Origin of the sequence: Streptomyces sp. NPDC056628 (assembly GCF_042792555.1) — a bacterium.
In the GTDB taxonomy this organism is placed as follows: Bacteria; Actinomycetota; Actinomycetes; order Streptomycetales; family Streptomycetaceae; genus Streptomyces.
This window is the reverse complement of sequence record NZ_JBHTWG010000001.1, coordinates 709012-731531: the sequence shown is the minus strand read 5'-3', so window position 1 is coordinate 731531 and position 22520 is coordinate 709012. Positions and strand designations below refer to the sequence as shown.

The following is a 22520-nucleotide window of genomic DNA, read 5'->3' as shown; positions in this document are numbered from 1 at the left end:
CCGGTCAGCCGGTCATCTCCCAGACCAGCAGCTCGGCCGGGGTCACCGCGACCGCCTCCAGGTCCACGGCGCCGGTGACGCGGGCCGCGTCGCCCGGGCCCAGCTCCTCCCCGGCCAGCCGCACCTCGCCGCGCGCGACATGGACGTACAGGTACGCCGCGTCCGGTACGGCCGTCCGCTCCCCCGCCGTGAGCCGCCGTACATGGAGCATCGCACCCGCCTCGGGGACGGCGTACGGGGTGGAGTCCGCGATGCCGTGGACGATCTCGTAGGCCGGGTCGCCGCCCGGGGCCAGGGGCGCCAGCCAGGTCTGCACGAAGGTGAGGGGCACGTCGGCGTCATTGCGTTCGACGTGCCGGACGCCGCCCGCCGAGCTGAGCCGCTGGACGTCGCCGGGGCGCACCACGGTGGCGTGGCCGGTGGAGTCGCGGTGGGTGAGCTCGCCCTCGACCACCCAGGTCACGATCTCGGTGTGGCTGTGCGGGTGCTCATCGAAGCCGGCGCCGGGAGCGAGCCGCTCCTCGTTGCAGGCGATGACCGCGCCGAAGCGGAGGTTGTCCGGGTCGTAGTGCGGGCCGAAGGAGAAGGCGTGGCGGGAGGTGATGCCCGCGGCCGGATCCCCTCCCGGATAGCGCTCCGCGGCGCGCCGTACATCCATCACGGGACCACCGTAGACCCACCGGACAGCCCGCGGGCGACCCTCGGGCACGCGGCGGCGTCCCGATAAGGCAGTCTTGTCCCCGTGCCCGAACCCGTAACCCGAAAGCCCGAAGCCGCCGCGCACGACGTCCACGCCCACGCCGCGACCCTGAAGCGACTGGAGAAGTCCTCCGGTTCGCTCGCCGCGCAGGCCATCGCGCGCATGGACGAGACGCTGCCGTGGTACCGGGCCATGCCCCCGGAGAACCGTTCCTGGATCGGTCTCGTCGCCCAGGCCGGTATCGCCGCGTTCACCGAGTGGTTCCGGCATCCCGACGCGCCGCAGGCGATCTCCACCGACGTCTTCGGCACCGCGCCGCGCGAGCTGACCCGGGCCATCACGCTGCGGCAGACCGTGGAGATGGTGCGCACCACCATCGAGGTCATGGAGTCGGCGATCGACGAGGTCGCGGCGCCCGGCGACGAGAGCGTGCTGCGCGAGGCGCTGCTGGTGTACGCCCGGGAGATCGCCTTCGCCACGGCGCAGGTCTACGCCCAGGCCGCCGAGGCACGCGGTGCCTGGGACGCCCGGCTGGAGTCCCTCGTGGTCAACGCCGTGCTCAGCGGGGAGGCCGACGAGGGGGCCGTCTCCCGGGCGGCCGCGCTCGGCTGGAACTCGCCGGAGCACGTCTGCGTGGTGCTCGGGACCGCGCCGGACGGCGACAGCGAGCTGACGGTGGAGGCGATCCGCAGGGCCGCCCGGCACGCCAAGCTCCAGGTGCTGACGGGGGTGCTCGGGGACCGGCTCGTGGTGATCGCGGGCGGCAGCGACAACCCGCTCGCCGTGGCCAAGTCCCTGATCGGGCCGTACGCGGCCGGACCGGTGGTGGCCGGGCCCGTCGTACCGGACCTGCTGGCCGCCACACGGTCCGCGCAGGCGGCGGCCGCCGGGCTGAAGGCGTGCACGGCCTGGCAGGACGCGCCGCGTCCGGTGCTCGCGGACGACCTCCTCCCGGAGCGCGCCATCGCCGGGGATCCGAGCGCGCGCGAGCAGTTGGTGGAGGAGATCTACAGACCACTGGAGGAGGCGGGGTCGGCACTGCTGGAGACGCTGTCCGTCTATCTGGAACAGGCGAGCAGTCTGGAGGGCGCGGCCCGGATGCTGTTCGTTCACCCCAATACCGTGCGCTACCGGCTTCGACGTGTGACTGACGTCACCGGTTGGTCACCGTCCGATGTACGCTCCGCCTTCACCCTGCGAATCGCGCTGATCCTGGGGCGTCTGGCCGACGGCGATCTCCAGCTCTAGTCTTTTGTCGGAGGCCCACAAAACCCCCTCGTGTTCTTCGTCCTTGTCCTCACGGGCGGCGTCGGCCGTCCCCAAGAGAGAGTGTGAGAGTGCTCGTACTCGTCGCTCCCGGCCAGGGCGCCCAGACGCCCGGCTTCCTGACCCCCTGGCTCGAACTGCCCGGTGCCGCCGACCGCCTCGGCGCCTGGTCGGACGCCATCGGACTGGACCTCGCCCACTACGGGACGCAGGCCGACGCCGACGCCATCCGGGACACCGCGGTGGCCCAGCCGCTGCTGGTGGCGGCCGGCATCCTGTCCGCCGCGGCACTCGGTGACATCGTCCCCGGCGCCGTCGCCGGCCACAGCGTCGGTGAGATCACCGCGGCCGCCTACGCGGGCGTCCTCGACGACACCGCCGCGCTGACCCTCGTGCGCAAGCGCGGCCTGGCGATGGCCGAGGCCGCCGCGATCACCGAGACCGGGATGTCGGCGCTGCTCGGCGGCGACCCCGAGGTCAGCGTCGCGCACCTGCAGAAGCTGGGCCTGACCCCGGCCAACATGAACGGCGCCGGGCAGATCGTGGCCGCCGGCACCATGGAGCAACTGGCCGCGCTCAACGACGACAAGCCCGAGGGCGTGCGCAAGGTCGTCCCGCTGAAGGTCGCCGGCGCGTTCCACACGCACCACATGGGCCCGGCCGTGGACAAGCTGGCCGAGGCCGCCAAGGAGCTCGTCCCCGCCGACCCGAAGGTCGCCTACGTCTCCAACAAGGACGGCAAGGCGCTCACCACCGGCGCCGAGGTGCTGGAGCGCCTCGTCGGCCAGGTCGCCAACCCGGTCCGCTGGGACCTGTGCATGGAGACCTTCAAGGAGCTCGGCGTGACGGCCCTGATCGAGGCGTGCCCCGGTGGCACCCTGACCGGACTCGCCAAGCGCGCCCTGCCGGGCGTGAAGACCCTGGCGCTGAAGACCCCCGACGATCTCGACGCTGCTCGCGAGCTCGTCGCAGAGCACGCCTGACAAGGAGCCCGGAGCATGGCGAAGCTGAAGCCCAGCAAGGGCGCCCCGTACGCACGCGTTTTGGGCGTGGGCGGGTACCGGCCCACGCGGGTGGTGCCCAACGAGGTGATCCTGGAGACGATCGACTCGTCCGACGAGTGGATCCGTTCGCGCTCCGGCATCCAGACGCGTCACTGGGCGAACGACGAGGAGACCGTCGCCGCGATGTCGATCGAGGCGTCCGGCAAGGCGATCGCCGACGCCGGCATCTCGGCCGAGCAGATCGGCGGCGTGATCGTCTCGACCGTCTCGCACTTCAAGCAGACGCCGGCCGTCGCCACGGAGATCGCCGACAAGCTCGGCACGAACAAGGCCGCAGCCTTCGACATCTCGGCCGGCTGCGCGGGGTTCGGCTACGGTCTCACCCTCGCCAAGGGCATGATCGTCGAGGGTTCCGCGGAGTACGTCCTGGTGATCGGCGTGGAGCGGCTGAGCGACCTCACCGACCTGGAGGACCGTGCCACGGCCTTCCTGTTCGGCGACGGCGCCGGCGCGGTCGTGGTGGGCCCCTCCGAGGAGCCGCACATCGGCCCGACGGTGTGGGGCTCCGAGGGCGACAAGTCCGAGACCATCAAGCAGACCGTGCCGTGGACGGACTACCGCGACGGCGAGGTCGAGAAGTTCCCCGCGATCACGCAGGAGGGTCAGGCGGTCTTCCGCTGGGCCGTGTTCGAGATGGCGAAGGTCGCCCAGCAGGCGCTGGACGCGGCCGGGATCAGCCCGGACGACCTGGACGTCTTCATCCCGCACCAGGCCAACGAGCGGATCATCGACTCGATGGTGAAGACTCTCAAGCTGCCGGAACACGTGACGGTCGCCCGTGACGTGCGCACCACCGGCAACACCTCGGCCGCCTCGATCCCGCTCGCGATGGAGCGGCTCCTGGCGACCGGCGAGGCGAAGAGCGGCGACACCGCGCTCGTCATCGGATTCGGGGCGGGTCTCGTCTACGCCGCCACGGTCGTTACTCTCCCCTAGGCACTTCGTGCCGGATCATGTGAACCGGCACGGGACGCGCACCACCTGCCGCTCGTGCGGCGGGCGCCCAACCCTCTGAAGAACCTGAACAACAACGAAGGAGCGCCACCATGGCCGCCACTCAGGAAGAGATCGTCGCCGGTCTCGCCGACATCGTGAACGAGATCGCCGGCATCCCGGTCGAGGACGTCCAGCTGGACAAGTCCTTCACCGACGACCTGGACGTCGACTCGCTGTCCATGGTCGAGGTCGTCGTCGCCGCCGAGGAGCGCTTCGACGTGAAGATCCCCGACGAGGACGTCAAGAACCTCAAGACCGTCGGCGACGCGACCGAATACATCCTCAAGCACCAGGGCTGATCGACCGACCGGCCCCTGGGCCGACTGCCCCGCCACCCGGCGGTGGCGCCGCTGAATCCTCGTATCCGTTGGAGAAAGAATTCCCGTGAGCCCGACCAATCGCACCGTGGTCGTCACCGGTATCGGCGCAACCACACCGCTGGGTGGCGACGCAGCCTCTACCTGGGAGGGCCTGGTCGCCGGACGTTCCGGCGTCAAGCCCCTGGAGCAGGAGTGGGCCGCCGACCAGGCGGTCCGTATCGCCGCGACGGTCGCCGTGGAGCCCACCGAGGTCATCCCCCGGCCGCAGGCCCGCCGCCTGGACCGCTCGGCGCAGTTCGCCCTGATCGCAGCTCAGGAGGCGTGGAAGGACGCCGGGTTCGAGGCCAGGGCCGGTGAGGACCCGACCGTCGACCCGGACCGCCTGGGCGCGGTCATCGCCTCCGGCATCGGCGGCGTGACGACGCTGCTCGACCAGTACGACGTGCTGAAGGAGAACGGCGTCCGCCGCGTCTCCCCGCACACCGTCCCCATGCTGATGCCGAACGGCCCCTCCGCCAACGTCGGTCTGGCCGTGGGCGCCCGCGCGGGCGTGCACACGCCGGTGTCGGCGTGCGCCTCGGGCGCCGAGGCCATCGGTTACGCCATCGAGATGATCCGCAGCGGCCGCGCCGACGTCGTGATCGCGGGCGGCACGGAGGCGGCCATCCACCCGCTGCCGATCGCCGCGTTCGGCAACATGATGGCGATGTCCAAGAACAACGAGGACCCGCAGGGCGCGTCGCGTCCCTACGACGTCGCCCGGGACGGCTTCGTCCTCGGCGAGGGCGCCGGCGTGATCGTCCTGGAGTCCGCCGAGCACGCCGCGAAGCGCGGTGCCCGCGTGTACGCCGAGGCGGTCGGGCAGGGCATCTCCGCCGACGCGCACGACATCGTGCAGCCGGAGCCGGAGGGCCGCGGCATCTCGCACGCCCTGCAGAACCTGCTGGACCGCACCGACCTGGACCCGGCGGAGATCGTGCACGTCAACGCGCACGCCACGTCGACCCCGGCGGGTGACATCGCCGAGCTGAAGGCGCTGCGCAAGGTCTTCGGCGACGACGCCGACCACATGGCCGTCTCCGCCACCAAGTCGATGACGGGGCACCTGCTGGGCGGTGCCGGCGGTGTCGAGAGCGTCGCGACCGTGCTGGCGCTCTACCACCGGCTGGCCCCGCCGACCATCAACGTGGAGAACCTCGACCCGGAGGCCGAGGCGAACGCCGACGTGGTCCGCGGCGAGGCCCGCAAGCTGCCCGTGGAGGGCCGTATCGCCGCGCTGAACGACTCGTTCGGCTTCGGCGGGCACAACGTGGTCCTGGCGTTCCGGACGGTCTGAGCGACCCCCGTACGCACGGGAAGGGCCCCCGCCTTCGAGGCGGGGGCCCTTTCGTGTGCCCGGAGGTGAGCGGGTGTCAGACCACCTGGTGCAGCCAGCGCACCGGCGCGCCCTCGCCCGCGTACCGGAAGGGTTCCAGTTCGTCGTCCCACGGCTTGCCGAGGAGCTTGGCGATCTCCGCCTCCAGGTCCGCCCCCTCGCGCTGGGCGCGGGTCAGGGCGGCGCGCAGCCGGTCCTCGGGGATCAGGATGTCGCCGTGCATGCCCGTGACGGCGTAGAAGATGCCCAGGTCGGGGGTGCAGCTGTAGCGCTCGCCCTCGGCGGTGGGGCAGGGTTCCGCCGTCACCTCGAAGCGCAGCAGGTGCCAGCCGCGCAGGGCGGACGCCAGCTTGGACGCCGTGCCGGCCTCGCCCTGCCAGGAGAACTCCGAGCGCCAGGTGCCGGGCGCGGCGGGCTGCCGGATCCAGTCGAGGTTGACGCGCGTGCCGAGCACCCCGGCGACGGCCCACTCGACGTGCGGGCACAACGCGCGCGGCGCGGAGTGCACGTACAGAACTCCACGTGTCGTCACCGGGACCTCCGGGCTGAGCGGACATCTTGCGAACTGGCGGACGAGCGTGGCAGGGGAGCCACGTTTGATGGCGAGGCTACCGTGCGGCGGGGCAAGGAGTGTGACGTACCGTCGGTCCCGGGGCCGTGAAACGCCTGCCATTCACCCGGCAGGACGCTTGTGCGGGTGTGAGCCGTTGCATGCGCGGGCCGGGGAACCCGCGTGCGGTGTCATGGGTTCACACTTCGACGGGTCCGACGAGGGAATGGACGGGTATGCGGAAGCGACGGCTTGTCACACGCGCTGTCCTCGCCGCCGTGACCGCGGCCGTGCTGGGCGCGTCCGGCTGCGACGCCGTGGGCGGCACCTCCCCCGCCCCCACCGGCACCGGGGGGCGCGGCGCGCGGCCCTCGCCGAAGCCGGCGCCGGTGTGGGACCGGGCTCCCGCCTCGGTCGCGGCGGTCGGCGACTCGATCACCACGGGGTTCGACGCCTGTGCGGTGCTGTCGGACTGCCCGGAGGTGTCCTGGGCGACGGGCACCCGTGCGGCGGTCGACAGTCTGGCGGTGCGGCTGCTGGGCCGGGCGAAGGCGACGGAGCACAGCTGGAACCTCGCCGTGACCGGGGCCCGAATCGGTGACGTTCCCGGCCAGATGGCCCGGGTCGTGACGCACCGGCCGCAGCTGGTCGCGGTGATGGCGGGCGCCAACGACGCCTGCCGCCGATCGGTCGACGCGATGACGCCGGTGGCCGAGTTCCGCGAGAGCTTCGAGGAGGCGCTGCGCACGCTGCGCCGGTCGCTCCCGAAGTCCCAGGTGTACGTGGCGAGCGTGCCGAACCTGATGCGGCTGTGGGAGCAGGGCCGCCTGAACCCGACGGCCCGGCAGGTGTGGGACCTGGGGATCTGCCCGTCGATGCTGGGTGACGCGGAGTCCCTGACGGCGGCGGCGAACCAGCGCCGGGCGACCGTGCAGGGCCGGGTCGAGGCGTACAACAAGGTGCTGAAGGACGTCTGCGCGAAGGACCGCCGGTGCCGGTTCGACGGCGGGGCGGTGTACGGCTACCAGTTCAGCCAGGCGCAGTTGAGCCAGTGGGACTTCTTCCATCCGAGCGTGGACGGTCAGGCGCGGCTGGCGGAGATCGCCTACCGCACGGTCACGAACTAGTGTTCCGCTCATGAGCGAACACTTCGGAACACTTTCCGACGGCACGGAGGTCCATCGCTGGACCCTGGAGCGCGCGGGCGTTCGGGCGCGAGTCCTGTCGTACGGCGGGATCGTGCAGTCACTGGAGGTGCCCGACCGGGACGGCCGGACGGCCGACGTGGTCCTCGGGTTCGCCGATCTCGACGGGTACGTGACGCATCCCGGGCCGTATCTCGGCGCGCTGATCGGCCGGTACGCCAACCGGATCGCGGGCGGCCGCTTCCCGCTGGACGGGGTCACCCACGCGCTCGGCCCCAACACCCCGCCCCACTCCCTGCACGGGGGCGCCCGCGGGTTCGACAAGCGCGTGTGGGACGTGACGCCCGTCGAGCACGGGCTGCGTCTGACCCGCGTCAGCCCGCACGGCGAGGAGGGCTTCCCGGGGCGCCTGGAGGTGACGGCGACGTACACCCTGGAGGCCGACGGGGCGCTGCGGTTCGGGTACGAGGCGGTGACGGACGCGCCGACCGTGGTCAATCTGACCAACCACAGCTACTTCAACCTCGCGGGGGCGGCCTCCGGTGACGCGGGCGGCCACGAACTGCGGCTGGCGGCCTCCCGGTTCACCCCGGTCGACGCCGATCTCATCCCGACGGGCGTCCTGGAGGACGTCACGGGCACCCGCTTCGACTTCCGCCGAACGCGCAAGGTCGGCTCCGGGTACGACCACAACTTCGCGCTGGACAAGGGCGTGACCGAGGACGCGCGGGAGGTAGCCGAGCTGTACGAACCCTCGACCGGGCGGGTGCTGACGGTCGCCACGACCGAGCCCGGCCTGCAGCTGTACACGGCCGACCAGCTGGGCGAGCCCTTCTCCCCCGGTGACGGCATCGCGCTGGAGACCCAGCACTTCCCGGACTCCCCGAACCGGCCGGACTTCCCGAGCACGGTGCTGCGGCCCGGCGAGGTGTACCGGTCGGAGACGGTGTACGCCTTCTCGGCGCGCTGACGGACGGAGAAGGCCCGAGCCCCGGTCCCGGTGTCAGGGCCCGGACCGGGGCTGTTCCTGGGCACTTCTCCCGGATCAGACGTTAATGGTCGCGGTCAGCCTGCGGTCGGCGATCGAGCGTCCGAGCTGAATCTCGTACGAACCTTTCACAAAGGTCCACACCTCGGTCGTCTCGTCCCACACCTCGAAAGCCCGGCGGGGCAACTCGATCACGGCCTCGCCGCTCTGCCCCGGCTCGGCCGACACCCCCGCGAACCCGGCGAGCCACCGCGCCGGCCGCCCGGCGTCCGGCTCGGCGGGCGCCAGGTAGACCTGGACGACCTCGCGGCCCGGCCGCTCGCCGGTGTTGCGCACCCGCACCCGCACCGTGGTGCCCTTGACCTCGGCGGACTCGTACGCCCACGTGGTGTAGCCGAGGCCGTGCCCGAACGGGTACGCCGGGGTGCGGCCCGCCTTCTCCCAGGCGCGGTAGCCGATGAAGACGCCCTCGGAGTAGACGAGCTCGCCGTCGGTGGGGACGACGTCGGTGACCGGGGCGTCCGCCAGCGGGCCCCAGGTGGTGGGCAGCCGGCCGCCGGGCTCCTCGGCTCCGGTGAGCACGTCGGCGAGGGCGGCGCCGCCCTCCTGCCCCGGGAACCAGCCCAGCAGGACGGCGGCGACCTCCTCGCGCCACGGCAGTTCCACCGGGGAGCCGGAGTTGACGACCACGACCGTGCGGGGGTTGGCGGCGGCCACGGCGCGGACCAGGTCGTCCTGGCGGCCGGGCAGCCTCAGGTCGGTGCGGTCGAAGCCCTCCGACTCGACCCGTTCGGTGGTGGCGACCACGACGACGGCGGTGTCGGCGGCGCGCGCGGCCTCGGCGGCCTCGGCGATGAGTTCGTCGGGGTCGCGCAGCGGCTCCTGGTGGGCGAGCGTGAAGCCGACGACCCTCAGCGGGGCCTCGGCGTGCTCGACGACGTGGGTGAGGGAGACCTCGACGGGGGTGCCGGCGGTGAGTTCGGGCTGGGCGCGCGGGACGGGTGCGCCGAAGAAGCTGATGAACGGGTCGTCCTTGGTGGGGCGCTGGACGTCGTCGTAGTACGTCGTGCCGTCGACGACGAGTGTGAAGGCGCCGATTCCCTTGATGCCGAAGGTGTGGGCTCCGGTGACACGCGGGGTGAACGTGCCGGTCAGCTCGACGCTGTGCAGGGTCTCGTGGGTGACGCCGTCGGGGAGGTCGGAGCCCATCCACTGGATGTGCCCGCTGGGCGCGGAGCCGGTGCCGAGGATGTCTCCCGCGGCGTCCCGGCACACGGCCCGCAGGGTGAAGCCCCGGTCGGCGACGCCGGGTTCGGTGCTGGGGTCGGCGCCGACGGCGTAGGTCAGGGCGCCCTCGGGGAGGGCGGCGGTGAGGCCGTCGAGCGGGGAGACGGTGCGGGCCGGGAAGACGGTCGCGGAGCCGCCGCCGAGGACCCGGGCGTCGCGGGCGGCGGCGCCGATCAGGGCGACCGTGCCGCCGGGCGGCAGCGGCAGGGCGTCCTGGTTGCGGACCAGGACGAAGGAGCGGCGGGCGATCTCGCGGGCCAGGGCGGTGCCGTCGGTCTCGGGCGGGAGAGCGGTGACGGCCGGTTCGGCGCCGGGGAGTACGCCGACGCGGGCGGCCAGCCGCAGGACGTTGCGCACGGCGTCGTCGACCCTGGACTCGGGGACCTCGCCGTCGCGCACGGCCCGGGCGAGGGCCTCGCCGTAGACGGTCCGGGGGCCGGGCATGGCGATGTCGAGGCCGCCGTCGAGGGCGGCGGCGGTGTCGCGGGCGGCCGCCCAGTCGGAGACGTTGACGCCGTCGAAGCCCCACTCGCCGCGCAGCACCTCCTCGACCAGCCGGCGGTGCTCGGTCATGGTCGTGCCGTTGACCGTGTTGTACGCGGTCATCACGCCCCAGGGGCGGGCGTGCTCCACGATGTGCTCGAAGGGCGCCAGATACAGCTCGCGCAGCGCGCGTTCGCCGACGACGTTGTTCACCGTGAAGCGCTCGGTCTCGGCGTCGTTGGCGACGAAGTGCTTCACGGTGGTGCCGACGCCGCCGGACTGCACGCCGGACACGTAGCCCGCGCCGATGACCCCGGTCAGATACGGGTCCTCGCTGTACGCCTCGAAGTGGCGTCCGCCGAGCGGGGAGCGGTGCAGGTTGACGGTGGGGGCGAGCAGGACGTGGACGCCCTTGCGGCGGGCCTCCTGGGCGAGGAGGACGCCGGCGCGACGGGCGAGGTCCGGGTCCCAGGCGGCGGCGAGGGCGGTCGGGGACGGCAGGGCGACGGAGGGGTCGTCGGCGGTCCAGCGCACACCGCGGACGCCGATCGGGCCGTCGGACATCACGAGGGAGGGCAGGCCGATCCCGGGGAGGGCGGGCAGGGTCCACATGTCCTGGCCGGAGAGCAGCCGTGTCTTCGCGTCGAGGTCGAGCCGGGCCAGGGCCGTCTCCACGACCGCCTCGCGTGCTGCGTCGGCCTGGGTGCGCGTTCCCGCCATCGCGGTGCCTCCTCGTCGAGTCCGGGCTGTGGGCACCATCCTGCCTCGGTCACCTGTCGACCGGTAGGTTTCGTTATCCGCGCGTTATACGAGGGCCGGAGGCATCCCGTACGGTGACGCCATGAACGCGAGGGTCAGGGGCGAGGAGCGCCGCGGCGAGATCGTCCGGGCGGCGCTGGAGGTGATCGCCGAGCGCGGCTACCGGGGCGCGAGCCTGGCCGCGGTCGCCGAACGGGTGGGGCTCACCCAGCAGGGGCTGATGCACCACTTCCCGAGCAAGGACGCGCTGCTCGTCGCCGTGCTCCAGGAGCGGGACCGGTGGGACGCCGTGCCGGACAGCCGGTGGCGGGTCGATCTGCTGGCCGCGCTGGTCGAGTACAACGCGATGCGGCCCGGCATCGTGCAGACCTTCTCGGCGCTGCTCGGCGAGAGCGTGACGGACGGGCACCCGGCGCGGGCGTACTTCTCCGAGCGGTACACCCGGGTGCGGGCGAGCATGGCGGAGATGCTGCGCGCCGAGTACGGCGACCGTCTGCCGAACGGGCTCACGCCCGAGCGCACCGCCCCGCTGCTGGTCGCGGTCATGGACGGGCTGCAGTACCAGTGGCTGCTGGACCCCGCGTCGGTGGACATGCCGGGCGCGTTCCGGGACTTCCTGCGGCTGCTGGGCGAGCCGCAGGGCTGACGGCGGCGGACGGACCAGGCGCACGCACCATGGCGTGGACCTCTCCCGTCACGCGATACTTCCGGCGTCCCGCACGACCCCCACCGTGACGGAAGGACCGGAACCACTGTGATATCCACCCGTGTTCGGACCGGAGTGCTCACCCTGGCCCTGCTGACCGGCCTCGCGGCGCCCGCCACCGGGACCGCTGCCGCCGCCGGGACGGCCGCCGCGCCCACCGTCGAGGAACAGCGGCTCACCCGGGCGGTCCCCCAGGAGATCCTGCGCCGCTCCGGGTTCGGCACCGCCACCGCCGCCTTCGCCCGCGCCCTGGAGAGCGCGCACGGCTACGCGGCGGCCCGCCGGGCCGTCGAACACCACGGGGCGGCGCTGTGGCGCCGGGCCGTCGACCGGGCGCAGGGGCGGGGACCGGCGGGCGGCGACCTGAGCCGGGACGACGACCGGCCGCTGTACTGGGCCCGGTTGACGATGACACGGGAACTGCGGACGTGGGAGCCGGGCTTCGCCCTCGGCGAGGGACGGCGGGCCGCGCTGCTCGACGCGCTGGAGCGGACCTCACGCGGGCAGGGCGACATCCGGCTGCCGCGGGAGAAGGGCGTCCGGCGCATCCTGGTCACCGGGTTCGACCCGTTCACGCTCGACCGCGACATCCGTATCTCCAACCCGTCGGGGGCGGCCGCGCTGGCGCTGGACGGCACGGTCGTCGAGACGGCGGCCGGTCCGGCGCGCGTGGAGACGGCCGTGTTCCCGGTGCGCTGGCGGGACTTCGCGGAGGGGACGGTGGAGCGGGCGCTGCGGCCGTACCTGGGGCGGGTCGACCTCTTCACGACCGTGAGCCAGGGACGGGTGGGGCGGTTCGACGTGGAGCGGACCAACGGGGCCTGGCGGGGCGGGTTCCCGGACAACGAGAACGCCTCCAGCACCGGCCTGGTCCCCGTCGCCAGCCCCGGCCCGCAGCCGCAGCCGCAGTGGACGACGACCACCCTGCCGTACGCGGCGGTCGTCGCCGCGCCCACCGGCCGGTTCCCCGTGTTCGACAACACGAGCGTGACCGAGATCCCGGCGGGAGGCACCGCGGCCGTCGTCCGGCCGGACGGGCCGACGCCCGGTTCGAGCGCCCGGGCCGGGGGCGGCGGGGACTACCTCTCCAACGAGATCGCCTACCGGGCGACGCTGCTGCGCGACCGGCTGGGGCTGCACGACGTGCTGCCGGGCGGGCATGTGCACACGCCGGTGCTGCAGTTCGGGGCCGGCAACACCGATCCGGCGTCGGGGGCGGTGACGGACCCGGAGTTCGTGCGCAACCGGCTGGACATCATCGCCCAGGTCCGCACGATCCTGACGGTGGCGGCCGGCAACCCGGTCACCAGGTGACCTTCTCGCCCTCGGGCTCGGCCGGCTCGTCCTCCCGCGTCTCCTCCCCCGACAGCTCCCGGGCCATCAGCGTGGCGCCCGCGACCGCGCCGGGCATCAGGAACACGGCGACGAACGGCACCAGGAAGACGGCGGCGAGCGGGGTGCCGAAGCCCCAGACGAGCATCTTGCGGGAGCGCAGGAGCCGCATGCGCTCCCGCAGCTCGACGCGGCGGCGCTGGAGGGCGACCGCCGTCAGCTCCTCGGTGAGGAAGAAGCCGGTGACGACGACACCGAGGACCGGGACGACCGTCTGGCCGACGACCGGGACGAAGCCCGCCGCGAACAGCAGCACGCCCCAGACGGCGGCGCGCACGACGATCCGCAGGCTGTCCCGGCCCGAGATCCACAGCTCGCGCCAGAGCGGCAGCCCGGACTCGGGCGCCGTGCCGTCGGGCGAGACGTCCCGGTCGACCCGCTCCGAGAGGCTCTCGTAGAAGGGCTGGCCGATCAGCAGGGTCGCGGCGGTGAAGGTGACCACGGACAGCAGCAGGGCCAGGGCGAACAGGACGGCGGTGAGCAGCCCGCGGAACAGGCCCTGCCAGGGGCTCGCCCAGCCGTCGGCGAACGGGGTCGACCAGGCCACGAGGTCCTGGCCCCACAAGGCGAGGGCCACGAGCGTGGCGGCGTACAGCACCAGGGTAATCAGGCCCGGGATCAACCCGAAGCCGTACTGCCTGCCGTGCCGGGCCACCCATCGCTGGCCCTTGAGGAGAAATCTGAAACCGGCACCGAGATCGCGCATGCGGATCACTGTAGACGGGGTGTGTCACACCGCCGTCACGGTGGCTTCGGTGCCCGGTCACGGCGGCCGGCGGCCTCCCCGGGAGAATGGGCCCGGGCAGGGCGGGTGTTGTGGGCGTGGCAGACGTCACGGGCCAGGGTGAGGAGAGCGGATGGCACCGGAGATCCACGGCACGGTCGCGGACGGCTTCGAGGTGGTCCGGGAGGAGTTCGCGGCGTTCGTGGCCACGGAACGGCCGGACTACGAGGGCCAGGTGTGCGCGTACGTGCACGGCAGACGGGTGGTCGACCTGTGGGCGGGCCCCGGTGCCGGGGCCGACTCCCTCTACGGGGTGTTCTCGTCCTCCAAGGGCGCGGCCCATCTCGTGGTGGCGCTGCTCGTCCAGGACGGCGTGCTGGACCTCGACCGCGAAGTGGCGTCCTACTGGCCGGAGTTCGCGGCCGAGGGCAAGGCCGGGATCACCCTGCGCGAGCTGATCGCGCACCGCGCCGGGGTCGTCGGCCTCGACGCGGGATTCACGGCGGACGAGCTGGCCGACGACCGGGCGATCGCGGAGCGCCTCGCCGGGCAGCGGCCGTTCTGGCGGCCGGGCACGGCCTTCGGCTACCACGCGCTCAGCGTCGCCGCGCTGACCGGCGAGGTCGTGCGGCGCGCGACCGGCCGCACCCTCCAGGAGATCTACGAGCAGCGCGTCCGCGCCCCGCACGACCTGGGCTTCTTCCTCGGGCTGCCCGAGGAGCTGGAGTCCCGCTACCGCCCGGTGCAGCCGATGGAGCCCACGCCGGAGCAGCGGGCGGCGCTGGACGCCGTACCGACCGGCCCGCACACGCTGGCCTCGATCGCGTACAACACGCATGTGCCGATGCCGGGTGAGCCGGCGGACTACCCCAACTCCCGTGCGGTGCGGGCGAACGGGCCCGCCTCGGCGGGGGGTGTCGCCTCCGCGCGGGGCCTGGCGGGGATGTACGCGGCCGCCGTGAGCGGGCTGGGCGGGCGCCCGCCCCTGCTGAAGCCGGACACGGTCGCCGAGGTCGGCCAGATCCACTCCACCGGCCGGGACCTGGTGTCCGGGACGTACAAGTCGTTCGGGCTCGGCTTCCAGGCGGTCGCGGACCCCTGGTACCCGTTCCTGGGCGCCGGTTCGTTCGGGCACGCCGGCGCGAGCGGCTCCCAGGCGTTCGCCGACCCGCGCGGCGGTCTCGCGTACGGCTACACCCGGCGCCGCTACGCCTTTCCGGGCGGGGCGGCCGTGGAGAACGACCGGCTGGTGCGGGCGGTGCACACCGCGGCGCGGGCCGGCTGAGCGGGGAACACGCGCGGCCGCGCCCCCCTGCGGGGGCGCGGCCGCTGCGTGTGCGGGGACCGTCAGAGCTTGACGATCATCTTCCCGGTGTTGTCGCCGCGCAGCACGCCGAGGAACGCCTCGAGGTTGTTCTCGATGCCCTCGACCACGGTCTCGCGGTACTTCAGCTCGCCCGAGGCGACCCAGGGGCCCACCTCCTGGACGAACTGCGGCTGCAGGTCGTAGTGGTCGCCGACCAGGAAGCCCTCGATACGGCCGCGGGTCTGGATCAGCCGGGCGAGGTTGCGCGGGCCGGGGGCGGGCTCGGTGTCGTTGTAGACGGAGATCATGCCGCAGACCACGATACGGCCGTCCCGGTTGAGGGAGCCGATGGCGGCCTCCAGGTGCTCGCCGCCGACGTTGTCGAAGTACACGTCGATGCCGTCCGGGGCGGCGGCGCGCAGCTGCTCGCGCACCGGGCCGTTCTTGTAGTTGAAGGCGGCGTCGAAGCCGTACTCCTCGACCAGGAGCTTGACCTTCTCGTCGGAGCCGGCGGAGCCGATGACGCGCGAGGCGCCCTTGAGCCGCGCGATCTGGCCGACCTGGCTGCCGACGGCGCCGGCCGCGCCGGAGACGAACACCGCGTCGCCCTCCTTGAAGGCGGCGGTGCGCAGCAGTCCGGCGTAGGCGGTGAGGCCGGTCATGCCGAGGACGCCGAGGTACGTGGACAGGGGCGCGGCCTCCGGGTCGACCTTGACGGCGTGCTGGGCGTCCAGGGCCGCGTACTCGCGCCAGCCGAAGAAGTGCAGGACGTGGTCGCCGACCGCGATGCCCTCGGCGTTCGACGCGACCACCTCGCCGACCGCGCCGCCCTGCATGACCTTGCCGAGCTCGTAGGGGGCGGCGTACGACTTCGCGGCCGACATACGGCCCCGCATGTAGGGGTCCACCGAGAGGTACCGGTTCCGGACGAGCACCTGACCTTCGCGGGGCGTCGGCACCTCGGCCTCGACCAGGGCGAAGTCCTCGGCCTTGGGCCAGCCGACGGGACGGGAGACGAGGTGCCATTCGCGGTTGATCACGGGGTGCCCTTCCATCAAAATACTTCAGTACCTGAAACAACCATGCGCCTGAATATTTCAGGATGTCAAGTAACCCGTTACCCTGGACGAGTGACCACTCCACCCAAGACGAACCGTCCGGACGAGCTGACCTTCGAGGTCGTCGATCTCATCGGAGCGGTCGTGGCCCGCTATCACGCGGAGTACGAGGAGGCGGCCGCGGAGCACGCGCTCACCGGCGCCCAGGCACGGCTGCTGAGCCTGCTCTCGCTGGAGCCGCTGCCGATGCGCAAGCTGGCGCAGCGGCTGCGCTGCGAGCCGTCGAACGTGACCGGCATCGTGGACCGGCTGGAGGTACGGGGCCTGGTGGAGCGCCGACCGGACCCGGCGGACCGGCGGGTGAAACTGGCCGCCGCGACCGAGGAGGGCCGTCAGGTGGCCCGGAGCCTGCGGGAGTCCCTGCGGTTCGCCCGGGAGCCGCTGGCGGGCCTGTCGGAGGACGAGCGGGTGGCGCTGCGCGACCTGCTGCGCCGGATGCTGGCGGACTGACGCCCGCCCGCGCGCGGCGGGATCAGGTGCACCACCACAGGAAACGCTCGCACTCCTCCGTCGGCTTGGGGTCGGGCGTCGGTTCCGACGTGGCCGGCGGGGCCTCGGTCGAGGCGGGGTCGCCGCCCGACGTGGGCGTGGGGTCGGGGGCCGGGGGCGGCGTTTCCGCGCCGGTACCCGCCGACGCCGACTGCGACTGCGGGTCCGGGGTGCCGTCCCCGTCCGCGTCCTCGCCCTTCTTCCCGTCCTCGTCCTTGTCCTTGTCCTCGCCGGACGCGGAGGCCGAGGGGGACGCGGACGGCTTCCCCGAGGCCGTGCCCGCCCCCGTGCCGACGGCGACGCCGGTGGCGCCGGGCGACGCCGGCACCTCGCCCTCGGCGGTGCCATCCACCGAGGAGTCGCCGGCCGCGGCCGTCGTGGGGCTGCCGCCGGGGGCGTCCATGCCGAGTTCGGCGAGGCTCAGGCCGCCGGCGGCCAGGACGAAGCCCGCGGCGACGAGCAGGGTGCGGCGCCGTCTGCGGCGGTGCGCGGCGGCCTTGCGGTCCCGGCGGCTCGCGCCGGCCCCGCTCTCGTCGGCGTCGCCGTCCTCGTCGTCGTAGGCGTCCTCGTCGTCGTACGCGTCCGGGTCGCCGTACCCCTCGGAGTCGTCGTAGCCGTCGGGGCCCGTCCGTTCGTCCTGCGGGCCGATATGGGCATCCCGCTCGTCACGGCCGCGCCGGCGGCCCCGGCCGCGGCGCTGCGCCGCCCGCCGCGCGGCCCGGCCGCCCGCCGGTGCCGCCTCCGCGAACTCACCGGTGCCACCGGGGGCGCGCACGCCCCCGGGAGCGTCCGGTTCGGCGTCGGTGTACTGCCCCGCGTACGCCGCGGGCGCGCCCGGGGACCGCTCGGCCGGCTGGGAGTACCCGGCGCCGGCGAGGGCGTCCGCGTACGCATGCGGCTGATCGGTCGTGGCGCCGCACCCCGGACAGGCGAGTGCGCCGTTCAGGTGCCGTCGGCACGGCTGGCAGTAGTCCATGACGCGGGAAGACTAGGTTCCGGACGCACACCGTTCCTAGTCACCGCTGTGAAAGTTTTGTGGACAACAATGCGCACAGGCATGACCGGTTGGCGGATATGCCATGACACGCCAGACACGCCCCGCACACTGCGCGACGAAGAGGCCGGTTTCGGACGCCGGAAGCGGTGTCGAAACCGTTATGCGCGCGACCCATTGACACCCCCGTCACCCTCTCCCTACTGTCACGTCAGCATTTCGAACGTGTGACGAAATATCGAACACGCCGGGTGCACAACCGAATGAGCCGACGACGCATCAAGGGGCAACTGCCGTGCGCATCACCGGAATCAGCACACACGTGGTCGGGACGCCGTGGCGCAATCTGACCTACGTCCAGGTGCACACCGACGAAGGGCTGACCGGAGTCGGCGAGACCAGGATGCTGGGCCACACCGACGCGCTGATCGGCTATCTGCGGGAGGCCGAGGCCAACCACGTCCTCGGCTCCGACCCGTTCGCCGTCGAGGACCTGGTGCGCCGTATGAAGTACGGCGACTACGGGCGCGCGGGTGAGATCGTGATGTCCGGCATCGCCGTGATCGAGATGGCCTGCTGGGACATCAAGGGCAAGGCACTCGGGGTGCCGGTGTGGCAGCTCCTCGGCGGCAAGGTCACCGACAAGGTCAAGGCGTACGCGAACGGCTGGTACACCACCGAGCGCACACCCGAGGCGTACCACAAGGCCGCCCGCGGGGTGATGGAGCGCGGGTACAAGGCGCTCAAGATCGACCCCTTCGGCACCGGGCACTTCGAGCTCGACCACGAGCAGACCCGCTACGCCGTCTCCCTCATCGAGGCCGTACGGGACGCCATCGGCCCCGACGCCGAGCTGATGCTGGAGATGCACGGCCGCTTCTCCCCCGCCACCGCCGTCCGCCTCGCGCGGGAGCTGGCGCCCTTCCAGCCCGCCTGGCTGGAGGAGCCCTGCCCGCCGGAGAACCTCAAGGCGCTGGAGAAGGTCGCCGCGAAGGTCGACATCCCCGTCGCCACCGGTGAGCGCATCCACGACCGGATCGAGTTCCGGGAGCTGTTCGAGAGCCAGGCCGTCGACATCATCCAGCCCGACGTCGGTCACATCGGCGGCATCTGGGAGACCCGCAAGCTCGCCGCGACCGCCGAGACCCACTACACGCTCATCGCCCCGCACAACGTCGGCGGTTCCGTGCTCACCGCCGCCTCCCTCCAGGTCGGGTTCACCTCACCGAACTTCAAGATCCTGGAGCACTTCAACGACTTCGCCGACGCGGAGATCAAGAAGGTGGTCAAGGGCGCGCCGCAGGTCGTGGACGGGTACTTCCACCTCTCCGACGCCCCTGGGCTCGGCGTGGAGTTCGACGCCGACGCCGCCGCCGAGTTCCCGCAGCAGCAGGCCCGGTTCGACCTGTGGGCCGAGGGCTGGGAGCAGCGCAAGCCGAAGGGGACACGATGAGCGTCGCCGTCGTCGTCGAGGCGCCCGGCCGGCACCGGCTCGCCGAGCACACGCCCCGTGCGCCCGGCCCCGGCGAGGCGCTGGTCCGGGTGCACGCGGCCGGCATCTGCGGCAGCGACCGCGAGGTGTACCAGGGCAACCGGCCCGAGGGGTACGTCCGTTACCCGCTGACGCCGGGCCACGAGTGGTCCGGGACCGTCGCCGCGGTCGGCGCCGGGGTGCCGGAGCGGCTCGTCGGCCGCAAGGTCGTCGGTGAGGGGTTCCGCAACTGCCAGGTCTGCGACCGCTGTCACGCCGGTGAGACGACGCTGTGCGAGGCGGGGTACGAGGAGACCGGGTTCACCCGGCCCGGGGCCATGGCGGCCACGCTCACGCTCCCGGCCCGGCTGCTGCACGTCCTGCCGGACGACTGCGACCTCACCGCCGCCGCCCTGCTGGAGCCGGCCGCCTGCGTCGCGGCCGCCGCGATGAAGGCGCGCGCGCTGCCGGGCGAGCGGGTGGCGGTGGTCGGCACCGGGACGCTCGGGATGTTCGCCGTGCAGTTCCTGGCAGCGGGCTCGCCCGGCGAGCTGCTGGTGGTGGGCACGCGTCGCGATCGGGAGCAGCTGTCGCGCGCGTACGGGGCCACCGCCTTCCGCACCAAGGACGAGGAACTGCCGGGCGGTTTCGACGTCGTCGTGGAGACCGCAGGGTCGGCGGAGGCCGCGCGCACCTCGGCCGCGCTGCTGCGGCGGGGCGGGCGTCTCGTGCTCACCGGCATTCCGGCGCCCGGCGCGCAGGGGCTCGACCCGACCGATCTCGTCGTGCGCCAGCTGGAGGTGCACACCGTCTTCGGGGCGCCGCCGGACGCCTGGGCGCACGCCGTGCGGGTGTTCTCCGCCGGCCTCCTCGACCCGCTGCCGCTCGTCACGCACGAACTGCCGCTGACGGAGTTCCCGCAGGCGATCGAGCTCGTGGGCTCCGGCGACCCGAAGGTGGGCAAGGTTCTCCTCCGCCCGTGAGCGGCCCTTCGCCGTACGCCGGCACGGGGGCACCCTGACGGTCCCCGTGCCGGCGTACTCCCGAGGTCCCGCACACCGAGAGACGCGAACCTCGTCCGAAATACCGAACACAAAGGACATCCCGTGACCGACGCCTCCGCAGCCCGACGACCCGGCGAGCGGGTGCTCGCCGCCCTCGGCCTGGGCGCGCCCGACCTCTCCCCCGCCGACGCCTCGCCCCACACCTTCCCGGGCGGGGGCCGCTGGCGCACCGAGATCCCCTCGTGCGAGGGGCCCGAGACGCTGGCCGTCGTCCTGAAGGAAGCCTCCCGGCTGGACGTGCCGATCCACCGGATCAGCCAGGGCAGCGGCGTGTGGATGCTGACCGACGCCGAGATCACCGAGATGGTCGAGGCGGCGGCCGAACGGGACATCGAGCTCTGCCTGTTCACCGGCCCGCGCGGCACCTGGGACATCGGCGGCTCCACCCGCACCGACTCCCGCGGGGCCGGGCTGCGCGCCCGCGGCCACGACGCGGTGGCCGGCTGCGTCGAGGACGCCGTGCGCGCCACCGAACTGGGCGTGAAGTGCCTGCTGGTCGCCGACGAGGGCGTGCTGTGGACGCTGCACCGGGCGCGCGCCACGGGCATTCTCCCGGCCGACACCACCCTGAAGGTCAGCGCCCTGATCGGCCCGGTCAACCCGGCCGCCTACGCGGTGTACGAGCGGCTGGGCGCCGACTCGGTCAACGTGCCGAGCGACCTGACGCTGGACCACCTCACGGAGATCCGCCGGGTCTCCGCCGCCCCCATGGACATGTACATCGAGGCCCCCGACGACCTGGGCGGCTATGTGCGCATGTACGAGGTCGCCGAGCTGATCCGGCGCGGTGCCCCGCTCTACCTGAAGTTCGGGCTCTCCAAGGCCCCCGGCATCTATCCCTACGGCCACCACATGAGAGAGCTGACGCTGGCCACCGCCCGCGAACGCGTCCGGCGCGGACGGCTGGCCCTGGATCTGCTCGCACGGCACGGGGCCGACGGCGCGATGGCGCCCCTCGGCTCCCGGCTGCCCGGAACGCTGACGCGTTTCGAAACGCGCGCATAACGTTCCGGCGAAACCCCCTTCACAGAAGCAGACGCAGGCGAACACAATCCCACACACCCTTGGTCGACCGACCAGCCGACCCGAACAGCCCCGGACATGTCCTCGCAACGCCCACCGCAGCACCCGGACCTGACCGGACCGAGCACGACCGAGCCCCGCTCCACTCACATCAAGGATGATGATCATGCGTAGTCGCAGAGCCGCACTCGCCGCCATGGCCTCCGTCGCCTCCCTCGCCCTGACCCTGACCGCCTGCGGCCAGGACAGCGAGGGCGGCAGCAAGGACGACAACGGCAGCGCGAAGGGGGCGACGATCGGCATCGCGATGCCCACCAAGTCCTCCGAGCGCTGGATCGCCGACGGCAACAACGTCGTCAAGGACCTGCAGTCCAAGGGCTACAAGACCAAGCTGGTCTACGGCGAGGACGACCCCGACCAGCAGGTCTCGCAGATCGAGAACCTGATCACCCAGGGCGTCAAGGCGCTGATCGTGGCGGCCATCGACAACAAGTCGATGAACAACGTCCTCCAGCAGGCCAAGGACGCGGACATCCCGGTCATCTCCTACGACCGCCTGATCCTCGGCACCCCGAACGTCGACTACTACGCCTCCTTCGACAACGAGAAGGTCGGCGAGCTCCAGGCCGGCTACATCATCGACAAGCTCGGCCTGAAGGACGGCTCGAAGAAGGGCCCGTTCAACATCGAGCTGTTCGCCGGCTCCAACGACGACAACAACACCCGCTACTTCTTCGGCGGCGCGATGAAGGTGCTCCAGCCCTACATCGACAAGAAGCAGCTCGTCGTCCGCTCCAAGCAGACCGCGCTCAACCAGGTAACCACCCTGCGCTGGGACGGCGGCACCGCGCAGAAGCGCATGGACGACATCCTGACCTCGGCCTACAAGAGCGAGCGCGTCGACGCCGTGCTCTCGCCGTACGACGGCATCTCCATCGGCATCCTCTCCGCCCTGAAGTCGGACGACTACGGCTCCAAGGACAAGCCGCTGCCGGTCGTCACCGGTCAGGACGCCGAGGTCGCCTCGGTGAAGTCGATCATCGACGACGAGCAGTCGATGACCGTCTACAAGGACACCCGCGAACTCGCCAAGGTGGCCTCGAACATGGTCGACGCCCTGCTCAACAAGAAGAAGCCCGAGGTCAACGACACCAAGACCTACGACAACGGCTCGAAGGTCGTCCCGGCCTACCTGCTGGTGCCGGTCGCCGTGGACAAGACCAACTACCAGAAGGAAGTCGTGGACTCCGGCTACATCAAGGCGAGCGACCTCAAGTAACCGCCGGCCCACTCTGATTGG

At 72.4% G+C, this 22520-nt stretch carries 21 protein-coding genes; 15 read left to right on the top strand and 6 right to left on the bottom strand.

The genetic code is table 11. The annotated features are described in order from the left end of the window. Positions 1–4: 4 nt before the first annotated feature. Positions 5–658, bottom strand: coding sequence for a pirin family protein (locus tag ACFRAC_RS03265; protein WP_382919939.1), 654 nt, complete (start codon positions 656–658; stop codon positions 5–7). 84 nt (positions 659–742) lie between these two features. Between ACFRAC_RS03265 and fasR the strand changes: the two genes are divergently transcribed. The 5 genes from fasR (at position 743) to fabF (ending at position 5682) form a co-directional block, all read left to right on the top strand. Continuing rightward, positions 743–1948 (top strand): fatty acid biosynthesis transcriptional regulator FasR, encoded by a 1206-nt coding sequence (gene fasR / locus ACFRAC_RS03260; protein WP_361344384.1) that lies wholly within the window; start codon positions 743–745, stop codon positions 1946–1948. 89 nt (positions 1949–2037) lie between these two features. Further along, on the top strand, positions 2038–2949 hold the full coding sequence (locus ACFRAC_RS03255) for an ACP S-malonyltransferase (RefSeq protein WP_382919875.1): 912 nt from the start codon (positions 2038–2040) through the stop codon (positions 2947–2949). A 15-nt stretch (positions 2950–2964) separates the two neighbouring features. After that, complete coding sequence (locus tag ACFRAC_RS03250; protein ID WP_382919873.1) at positions 2965–3966, top strand: ketoacyl-ACP synthase III; 1002 nt, start codon at positions 2965–2967, stop codon at positions 3964–3966. 110 nt (positions 3967–4076) lie between these two features. Next, positions 4077–4325 carry an acyl carrier protein gene (locus ACFRAC_RS03245; protein WP_030040115.1) on the top strand — a complete coding sequence of 83 codons (249 nt, stop codon included), beginning with the start codon at positions 4077–4079 and terminating at the stop codon, positions 4323–4325. Between the two features lie 85 nt (positions 4326–4410). Then, positions 4411–5682: a beta-ketoacyl-ACP synthase II gene (gene fabF, locus ACFRAC_RS03240; protein ID WP_382919871.1), complete on the top strand. Its 1272-nt coding sequence runs from the start codon at positions 4411–4413 to the stop codon at positions 5680–5682. 76 nt (positions 5683–5758) lie between these two features. On the opposite strand, the gene ACFRAC_RS03235 is transcribed toward fabF, so the two are convergent. Then, positions 5759–6253: a DUF3145 domain-containing protein gene (locus ACFRAC_RS03235; RefSeq protein WP_382919870.1), complete on the bottom strand. Its 495-nt coding sequence runs from the start codon at positions 6251–6253 to the stop codon at positions 5759–5761. Between the two features lie 254 nt (positions 6254–6507). On the opposite strand from ACFRAC_RS03235, the gene ACFRAC_RS03230 reads away from it, so the two are divergent. Then, positions 6508–7398: an SGNH/GDSL hydrolase family protein gene (locus ACFRAC_RS03230; RefSeq protein ID WP_382919868.1), complete on the top strand. Its 891-nt coding sequence runs from the start codon at positions 6508–6510 to the stop codon at positions 7396–7398. 10 nt (positions 7399–7408) lie between these two features. Continuing rightward, complete coding sequence (locus tag ACFRAC_RS03225) at positions 7409–8386, top strand: aldose epimerase family protein (protein ID WP_382919867.1); 978 nt, start codon at positions 7409–7411, stop codon at positions 8384–8386. A gap of 75 nt (positions 8387–8461) precedes the next feature. Here the strand turns inward: ACFRAC_RS03225 and ACFRAC_RS03220 are convergent, their stop codons facing one another. Next, a complete protein-coding gene (locus tag ACFRAC_RS03220; protein ID WP_382919866.1) occupies positions 8462–10894 on the bottom strand; it encodes a glycoside hydrolase family 3 protein in 2433 nt (810 codons plus the stop codon). A 103-nt stretch (positions 10895–10997) separates the two neighbouring features. Between ACFRAC_RS03220 and ACFRAC_RS03215 the strand changes: the two genes are divergently transcribed. Next, positions 10998–11579, top strand: coding sequence for a TetR/AcrR family transcriptional regulator (locus ACFRAC_RS03215; protein WP_382919937.1), 582 nt, complete (start codon positions 10998–11000; stop codon positions 11577–11579). Positions 11580–11687: 108 nt separating this feature from the next. Beyond that, the gene (locus tag ACFRAC_RS03210; RefSeq protein WP_382919864.1) at positions 11688–12953 is read left to right on the top strand and encodes a pyroglutamyl peptidase; all 1266 of its coding nucleotides are present in this window, start codon (positions 11688–11690) and stop codon (positions 12951–12953) included. Here ACFRAC_RS03210 and ACFRAC_RS03205 read toward each other — a convergent pair. Continuing rightward, a complete protein-coding gene (locus ACFRAC_RS03205) occupies positions 12943–13737 on the bottom strand; it encodes an EI24 domain-containing protein (protein WP_382919863.1) in 795 nt (264 codons plus the stop codon). The genes ACFRAC_RS03210 and ACFRAC_RS03205 overlap by 11 nt on opposite strands. A 151-nt stretch (positions 13738–13888) precedes the next feature. Here ACFRAC_RS03205 and ACFRAC_RS03200 point away from each other — a divergent pair, with 151 nt between their 5' ends. Continuing rightward, positions 13889–15040 carry a serine hydrolase domain-containing protein gene (locus tag ACFRAC_RS03200; protein ID WP_382919860.1) on the top strand — a complete coding sequence of 384 codons (1152 nt, stop codon included), beginning with the start codon at positions 13889–13891 and terminating at the stop codon, positions 15038–15040. 62 nt (positions 15041–15102) lie between these two features. Here the strand turns inward: ACFRAC_RS03200 and ACFRAC_RS03195 are convergent, their stop codons facing one another. Then, positions 15103–16116 carry an NADP-dependent oxidoreductase gene (locus tag ACFRAC_RS03195; protein ID WP_382919859.1) on the bottom strand — a complete coding sequence of 338 codons (1014 nt, stop codon included), beginning with the start codon at positions 16114–16116 and terminating at the stop codon, positions 15103–15105. Positions 16117–16191: 75 nt separating this feature from the next. Here ACFRAC_RS03195 and ACFRAC_RS03190 point away from each other — a divergent pair, with 75 nt between their 5' ends. Next, positions 16192–16629, top strand: coding sequence for a MarR family winged helix-turn-helix transcriptional regulator (locus tag ACFRAC_RS03190; protein WP_382919857.1), 438 nt, complete (start codon positions 16192–16194; stop codon positions 16627–16629). 22 nt (positions 16630–16651) lie between these two features. Here ACFRAC_RS03190 and ACFRAC_RS03185 read toward each other — a convergent pair whose 3' ends face one another. Further along, positions 16652–17644, bottom strand: a complete 993-nt coding sequence (locus ACFRAC_RS03185; RefSeq protein WP_382919855.1) for a hypothetical protein — start codon at positions 17642–17644, stop codon at positions 16652–16654. 313 nt (positions 17645–17957) lie between these two features. Between ACFRAC_RS03185 and ACFRAC_RS03180 the strand changes: the two genes are divergently transcribed. The 4 genes from ACFRAC_RS03180 (at position 17958) to chvE (ending at position 22499) form a co-directional block, all read left to right on the top strand. Further along, positions 17958–19115 (top strand): mandelate racemase/muconate lactonizing enzyme family protein, encoded by a 1158-nt coding sequence (locus tag ACFRAC_RS03180; RefSeq protein ID WP_382919854.1) that lies wholly within the window; start codon positions 17958–17960, stop codon positions 19113–19115. Then, entirely contained in the window at positions 19112–20116 is a 1005-nt protein-coding gene (locus tag ACFRAC_RS03175) for a zinc-binding dehydrogenase (RefSeq protein ID WP_382919852.1), read from the top strand. Before ACFRAC_RS03180 ends, ACFRAC_RS03175 begins: the two co-directional genes overlap by 4 nt. A 123-nt stretch (positions 20117–20239) precedes the next feature. Further along, positions 20240–21202, top strand: coding sequence for a hypothetical protein (locus ACFRAC_RS03170; protein ID WP_382919851.1), 963 nt, complete (start codon positions 20240–20242; stop codon positions 21200–21202). Between the two features lie 184 nt (positions 21203–21386). Next, on the top strand, positions 21387–22499 hold the full coding sequence (gene chvE / locus ACFRAC_RS03165) for a multiple monosaccharide ABC transporter substrate-binding protein (RefSeq protein WP_382919849.1): 1113 nt from the start codon (positions 21387–21389) through the stop codon (positions 22497–22499). The last annotated feature ends 21 nt before the right edge of the window (positions 22500–22520 follow it).

Coding starts and splice junctions, on each gene's coding strand:
- ACFRAC_RS03225 (WP_382919867.1), top strand. CDS start 7,409: ATGAGCGAACACTTCGGAACACTTTCCGACGGCACGGAGGTCCATCGC.
- ACFRAC_RS03200 (WP_382919860.1), top strand. CDS start 13,889: ATGGCACCGGAGATCCACGGCACGGTCGCGGACGGCTTCGAGGTGGTC.
- ACFRAC_RS03185 (WP_382919855.1), bottom strand. CDS start 17,644: ATGGACTACTGCCAGCCGTGCCGACGGCACCTGAACGGCGCACTCGCC.
- ACFRAC_RS03220 (WP_382919866.1), bottom strand. CDS start 10,894: ATGGCGGGAACGCGCACCCAGGCCGACGCAGCACGCGAGGCGGTCGTG.
- ACFRAC_RS03250 (WP_382919873.1), top strand. CDS start 2,965: ATGGCGAAGCTGAAGCCCAGCAAGGGCGCCCCGTACGCACGCGTTTTG.
- chvE (WP_382919849.1), top strand. CDS start 21,387: ATGCGTAGTCGCAGAGCCGCACTCGCCGCCATGGCCTCCGTCGCCTCC.
- ACFRAC_RS03230 (WP_382919868.1), top strand. CDS start 6,508: ATGCGGAAGCGACGGCTTGTCACACGCGCTGTCCTCGCCGCCGTGACC.
- ACFRAC_RS03205 (WP_382919863.1), bottom strand. CDS start 13,737: ATGCGCGATCTCGGTGCCGGTTTCAGATTTCTCCTCAAGGGCCAGCGA.
- ACFRAC_RS03195 (WP_382919859.1), bottom strand. CDS start 16,116: ATGGAAGGGCACCCCGTGATCAACCGCGAATGGCACCTCGTCTCCCGT.
- ACFRAC_RS03245 (WP_030040115.1), top strand. CDS start 4,077: ATGGCCGCCACTCAGGAAGAGATCGTCGCCGGTCTCGCCGACATCGTG.
- ACFRAC_RS03265 (WP_382919939.1), bottom strand. CDS start 658: ATGGATGTACGGCGCGCCGCGGAGCGCTATCCGGGAGGGGATCCGGCC.
- ACFRAC_RS03175 (WP_382919852.1), top strand. CDS start 19,112: ATGAGCGTCGCCGTCGTCGTCGAGGCGCCCGGCCGGCACCGGCTCGCC.